The 4,712-nt window shown below is 70.2% G+C and carries 6 protein-coding genes; 4 read left to right on the top strand and 2 right to left on the bottom strand.

The window, feature by feature from the left end:
* Together VIR15_RS10705 and trpD are read left to right on the top strand one after the other, a co-directional pair.
* A partial coding sequence (locus VIR15_RS10705; protein ID WP_524538096.1) for a PleD family two-component system response regulator occupies positions 1-287 on the top strand: 287 nt, incomplete at its 5' end.
* Between the two features lie 13 nt (positions 288-300).
* Positions 301-1,353: an anthranilate phosphoribosyltransferase gene (trpD, locus tag VIR15_RS10710; RefSeq protein ID WP_331927465.1), complete on the top strand. Its 1,053-nt coding sequence runs from the start codon at positions 301-303 to the stop codon at positions 1,351-1,353.
* A gap of 4 nt (positions 1,354-1,357) precedes the next feature.
* Here trpD and VIR15_RS10715 read toward each other — a convergent pair whose 3' ends face one another.
* On the bottom strand, positions 1,358-1,642 hold the full coding sequence (locus VIR15_RS10715; protein ID WP_331927466.1) for an Lrp/AsnC family transcriptional regulator: 285 nt from the start codon (positions 1,640-1,642) through the stop codon (positions 1,358-1,360).
* Between the two features lie 9 nt (positions 1,643-1,651).
* Entirely contained in the window at positions 1,652-3,427 is a 1,776-nt protein-coding gene (locus VIR15_RS10720) for a DEDD exonuclease domain-containing protein (protein WP_331927467.1), read from the bottom strand.
* A gap of 234 nt (positions 3,428-3,661) precedes the next feature.
* Here VIR15_RS10720 and VIR15_RS10725 point away from each other — a divergent pair, with 234 nt between their 5' ends.
* Both VIR15_RS10725 and VIR15_RS10730 read left to right on the top strand, forming a co-directional pair.
* A complete protein-coding gene (locus tag VIR15_RS10725; RefSeq protein WP_331927468.1) occupies positions 3,662-3,877 on the top strand; it encodes a hypothetical protein in 216 nt (71 codons plus the stop codon).
* 213 nt (positions 3,878-4,090) lie between these two features.
* Positions 4,091-4,712 (top strand): hypothetical protein (locus tag VIR15_RS10730; protein WP_331927469.1); only part of this gene is annotated, 622 nt, incomplete at its 3' end.

Genomic DNA, 4,712 nt, shown 5'->3' on the forward strand with positions numbered 1-4,712 from the left:
TCGAGTGCGCCACCTCAGCGGCGGTCGTTAGTGCCGTCGAGAACGAGCCGTTCGACATGCTGATCCTCGACGGCGAGGCGGCGAAGCTCGGTGGCATGGGTCTGGCGCGCCAGCTGAAGAACGAGATCTTCGACTGCCCCCCGATCATCGTGCTGACCGGCCGCCCGCAGGACGCGTGGCTTGCGGCATGGTCGATGGCGGACCTTGCCGTGCCGCACCCGCTGGACCCGGTCGACCTCACCTCGGCAGTGAGCCTGCTCGCACGATCATCCGTGTCGACGGCCTGAGCCGCGTCGCGTGATGTCGCAGGATGATGCGCTGACCTGGCCAACCATCTACACCGACCTCATCGCCGGTCGTGACCTCGAGCAGGCGGCTGTCGAGTGGGCCATGGCGCAGATCATGGACGGTGCGGCCACACCGGCACAGATCGCGGGCTTCCTTGTGGGCCTTCGGGCCAAGGGGGAGAGCGTCGAGGAGATGCAGGGTCTGGCGGAGGTCATGCTGTCGCGCGCCCACCGGATCGAGGTCGAGGGACCGAGTCTCGACATCGTCGGCACCGGGGGCGACCGAGCGCACACCGTGAACATCTCGACGATGTCGTCCATCGTGGCGGCTGCTGCCGGAGTCCGCGTGGTCAAGCACGGCAACCGGGCGGCATCGTCGTCGTCCGGTTCGGCCGATGTGCTGGAGGCGCTCGGTATCGACCTGTCGCTGGCCCCGGAGCGCGTCGTCGAGGTGGTCCGGCAGGCGGGCATCACGTTCTGCTTCGCGCAGACCTTCCATCCATCCTTCCGGCACACGGCCGTGCCGCGGCGAGAGCTCGGCGTCGGCAGCGCATTCAACTTCCTCGGCCCGCTGACCAACCCGGCCCAGCCGACCTACGCCGCGATCGGCTGCGCCGATGCCGGGATGGCGCCGCTGCTCGCGGGGGTCTTCGCCAGTCGGGGCAAGGATGCAGCGGTCTTCCGCGGGGACGACGGGCTCGACGAGGTGACGGTGTCCACGACGACGACCGTGTGGTGGGTCCGCGACGGGCAGGTCCGAGACCGTACGGTCGAGCCGACCCGTCTCGGGCTGGAGCTGCACCCGACGGAGGCCCTGCGCGGTGGCGACGCAGCGCACAACGCAGCCGTGGTCCGGGAGGTCTTCGCCGGAGCGACCGGTGCGGTCCGCGACGCCGTCCTGCTCAACGCCGGCATCGCCCTGGCACTGACGCAGCCCGACTCAGGCGACGACCAGGCGTCGTTCGACCGGGACCTCCAAGCGGGCTTGGAGCGGGCCAGGGAGGCAATCGACTCCGGTGCGGCGACCCGGGTCATCGAGCGGTGGATCGAGGTCACTCGCTCCTGAGCCGCTACTCGCCGTCGAGGCCGAGGCTGAAGGCCGCCTCGAGATCGTGCGCGGAGTACGTCCGGAAGGCAATGTGCGTGGAGGTGCCAACCACGCCCTGGACCTTGCTCAGCCGGTCCGCGATGATGTCGGCGAGCTCCTCGTGAGCGCGCACCCGGACCATGGCGATGAGGTCGGCGTCGCCGGTCACGGAGTACACCTCGGACACACCCGGGATCTCGGCGATCTCCTCCGCAGCCTCTGGGATGCGGTTGACCTCGCAGTTGACCAAGACGATGGCGGTGATCACGCCACAACCCTATCCCGCACGCTGGTATCGGTCGCGGCGCCGGGAGCGCCCACCCCTGAGTCCAGCGTCGTGGCTCGCGTCTCGATCGAAGCCGACGACCTCGAGGGCGGCGGCAACGGCCGGCTCCAGCTCGTGGCGCACCGCCCCGGCGCCACCGACGGGGCAGGTCCATGAGCCGTCCAGCTCGACGATGCGAACGCCCGGTGCCTCGAGCCACCGCAGCACGATCTCGGTCTCCTCGGTCAACGCCGCCGCGGCTCCGGCCAGTGGTGCGAGGACGACCTCCGCGGTTGCCTGCAGGTTGCGCACGTGCACCATGGGGTCGGCGCCACGCGGGCTGACAACCGTGCCGGCGAGCCTGCCGTATCGGACGCACACCAGCTCCCAACCACCGGCCTCGTGCCGTCGAGCGGCCACGACCTCAGGGGCCGACCTCAGCGGAGCAAGCCGTTGCGAGCGGGCCGCACCCCTGACCAGCTGGAGGAAGCGGTCACGGACTCGGGCTGCGTCCTCGAACCGCTCCTGTGCGGCAAGCTCCTCGAGCCGGGACCTCAGCCGGCTCGCGCCGGGACGAGCATCGCCGGAGAACAGCGCTGCGCATTCAGCGGCGACCAGCGCATAGTCGGCATCGGACTGGGCACCGGTGCAGGGTGACCCGCAGCGCCCGAGCTCCGCCAGGGCACAGGCGGCCTCTTTGCCGGTGATCCGTTGCCGGCACTGCCGCAGCGGGACGATCTCGTGGACCGCGTCAACGGCGGACTGCGCGCTGACCCGGGATCGGAACGGCCCGATGTAGTGCGCTCCGTCGTCGCGCACCTGCTTGACGATCGACAGGCGGGGGAAACGCTCGCTCGTGAGCTTGACCCACACGACGCGTCGGCCGTTCTTGGATCTGCGGTTGAACCGTGGCTGGTGCTCGTCGATGAGGCGGAGCTCACGCACCTGGGCCTCCAGGGCTGTCTCGCACACCACGGGAGTGACGGCGTGAGCCAGCCGAACCATGTCGGCCATCCGGGTGCGCTGCTCCGACGCGGTGAAGTAGCTGCGGACGCGCGACCGGATGTCTCGGCTCGTGCCGACGTAGAGCACCCTTCCGTCCCGGTCCTTGAAGACGTAGACGCCGGGGGCATGGGGGAGCGGCTCCGCGAGGAACCGCTTGCGTCGCAGCGCGGGGCTGACTCGCGACGTGTAGCTGGAGAGCTCCTCGAGCGTGTGGACGCCCAGGTTGCCGACGCGCTCGATGAGACCGTGGAGCACGTCAACCGTGGCACGCGCGTCGTGGAGTGCGCGGTGGTCAGGAGTCGTGGTCGAGGAGAACACCCGGGCCAGCGACGAGAGCTTGTGGTTCGGCGACTCGTCGTTGGTCACGAGCTGGCGCGCCAGGGTCAGCGTGTCAAGGACGTCGAATCCCGGCCACGGGGTGCCGGTGCGGCGCGCAGCCGACTTGAGGAAGCTGAGGTCGAAACCGGCGTTGTGGGCGACGAGCACGCTGCCGGCGGCGAACTCGAGGAACGCCGGGAAGGCGGACTCGATCCGCGGCGCGTCGATCACCATGGCATCCGTGATGCCCGTGAGCACGGAGATGAAGGCCGGGATCGGCTCGGCCGGGTTGACGAGCGTCTGGAACTCTCCCAGCACCTCGCCGGCGCGAACCTTGACCGCGCCGATCTCGGTGATGCCACACTGCTCCGGGCTGCCGCCGGTCGACTCCAGGTCGACGACGACGAAGGTGACATCCATCAGGCGAGTGCCGAGGTCATCGAACGTCGCCTGGATCGCGTGCATGGGCCGACCGTATGCCGCTGGGCTGACACCGCCTCGAAGGCGCGGCGGTCGCGGGGACAGGTTGCGCGTCAGTCAGCATGAGTCGCGAGACGGAGGACCACGAGGGCAGGACCGTTGTCGGTGGCGGCCCATAGCGTGTGGATCGACAGTTCGCAACGACGAAGAAGGGCGGAGCCGGTGATGCTCATCGACTGCCAGACCTGCCCCGTCAGGGACGTCCACTGCGCTGACTGCATGGTGACGGCCTTGGCGGACATCCCTGTGAGCGCCCCTGCGTCCGCCACGAGGGGACTACCACTCGACCGCGCGGAGCTCCGGGCCGTGTCCGTGCTCCTGACCGCTGGACTTGTCACGCCCGAGGCAGCACACGCTGCCCGTGCCCAGCCGGACGATGACCTGCGTGACCTGCGGGACCTGCGGCCGATCCGCGCGAGGCGGACCGCCGTCTGACAGCCGCGACAGTCGTGCCACCATGGCGCGATGGGACGAGCCGGCCTCGGCGCCGCAGCTCTGGCGAGCGTGATCGCGGTGACGCTGGTAGGCGGGTGTTCGTCCCCGTCCCCACGTGGACCCAGTGCCACATCCCCAGCCTCCCAGGTCGCGGCTGCTGTCACGTCCACCGCCTGGCTCCAGCAACAGACCTGGCGCGATGCGCGGGAGTCCGTGAGCAGAGAGCTGATCCGCGCCCGGGCCGCGGCCGTGGTCACGGGCGACCGGCGCACCTGGCTCGCGAGAGTACAGGGACGGGACCTCCGGATGGCTCAAGAGGAGGTCTTCGCCCGGATGCAGGCAACGCGAGTGGAGCAAGTGCGACTTCGATCCATCGAGGAGACGCGACCGCCGGATCCCTCGATGCCCGGCATGTCGGCCACCTGGGAGTCACGGGCCACGTTGGAGTACCGGATCACGGGCTTCGACGAGGCTCCGCGCACCTTCACTCTTGCCCTGACCTTTGCGGCCGACCCGGCACGACCGGGCGAGACTGCGGTGATCACCGGATCCCGTCCTGACGAGCGGCCCGAGCCGTGGGACCTGGACGGTCTCCAGGTCCGCCGCTCGGAGCGTTCGCTCGTCCTGGCCTTCGGCACTGCTTCCGCCGCTGACGCCGCGGCTGACGAGGTGGCGCGGAGAGCGAACGCAGCGGCACGACGGGTCTCGGCCGTCCTCGGATCCGCCGAGGCCGCGGTCTGGCTCGTTCCCGCCACGGACGACGACGCCGCGCGGCTGCTCGGCCGCGACGAGCGCGGGCTCGACGGAGTCGCGGCCGCCACCGACGGCCCCATCG

Origin of the sequence: Intrasporangium sp. (assembly GCF_036566125.1) — a bacterium.
GTDB lineage: Bacteria > Actinomycetota > Actinomycetes > Actinomycetales > Dermatophilaceae > Intrasporangium.

Coding starts and splice junctions, on each gene's coding strand:
- trpD (WP_331927465.1), top strand. CDS start 301: ATGTCGCAGGATGATGCGCTGACCTGGCCAACCATCTACACCGACCTC.
- VIR15_RS10720 (WP_331927467.1), bottom strand. CDS start 3,427: ATGCACGCGATCCAGGCGACGTTCGATGACCTCGGCACTCGCCTGATG.
- VIR15_RS10725 (WP_331927468.1), top strand. CDS start 3,662: ATGGTGACGGCCTTGGCGGACATCCCTGTGAGCGCCCCTGCGTCCGCC.